An 899-nucleotide genomic window follows, 5' to 3' on the forward strand; every position below is an offset into this window, starting at 1 on the left:
ATCAGATCGGGCGGCGCATCCGCCTGTGGCGGGACACGCCGCAGCCCATACCCCGGCAGCTTTTCTCCGAACGCAACATCCGGCGCGGCAGCCTCAGCATCCGGCCCCGCCTGCCTGTAAGCGAGCGCCCGGAGCGGCTCGTCGCGCAGTTCATGGATGAGCGCACCTGGAGGCCCGGCGAGATCGCCGTCGGCGCGTTCTCGGGGCGCGAGCGCCGCGAGCGGTATTTCGGGATCGTGGCCCGCGATCATCTGTTGCGCGAGGTCGGCCATGATTTTCGCGCCTCGCGCTACCGCTCGGTGACGGTGTCCTTTGAAGCCGAACTGGAAAACCGGCTGCTCTTGCGGGGCGATCCGATCGCGCTGTCGCATTCGGAGATGACCGACGGCGTGGCGGTGTCCGTCGATGCGTGGGAGGGGCTGTCGATCGAACTGGGGCGCATGGTGGACCCTTTCGACACGACCGAACAGATCCTGATGATGCTATCGGCCCCGGATGGCAGCGTGATCGGGCCCTTTGCCATCACCGTGCCGGATGGGTCGGTCCCTTTCGAGGCCGTGACCATCGCACAGGAAGAAATGGACCGGGTGGTGGCCGATTACGGGGGCGATCCCCGCGTCTGGATCGCGCGCAGCCCCGCCCGCGACGAGCCGATCCGCGGCGTGATCGGCCCCGCCTCCACGCAACAGATGCGCCTCATCGTGCAGGAGGTGGGCGAGGAGCGCGACGGTTATGCGCCGGTGACCTGCGTGGACGATGACCCGCGCGCGCACGACACACCGGTGGCCGGGGATGGCACCTTGGACGGCGTGATCCAGGCCATATCGACCTATTTTTTCATGTCGCAGCCCTCCGGTGACAATGGAATACTCGTCGAACTGGCGGTCGCACCATCTGCG

1 protein-coding gene is annotated in these 899 nt (G+C 67.1%); it reads left to right on the forward strand.

The window, feature by feature from the left end; translation table 11 throughout:
* A partial coding sequence (locus ACFFU4_RS14510; RefSeq protein ID WP_377070527.1) for a hypothetical protein occupies positions 1-899 on the forward strand: 899 nt, incomplete at both ends.

The sequence above is a fragment of the Roseovarius ramblicola genome, assembly GCF_042430665.1.
In the GTDB taxonomy this organism is placed as follows: domain Bacteria; phylum Pseudomonadota; class Alphaproteobacteria; order Rhodobacterales; family Rhodobacteraceae; genus Roseovarius; species Roseovarius ramblicola.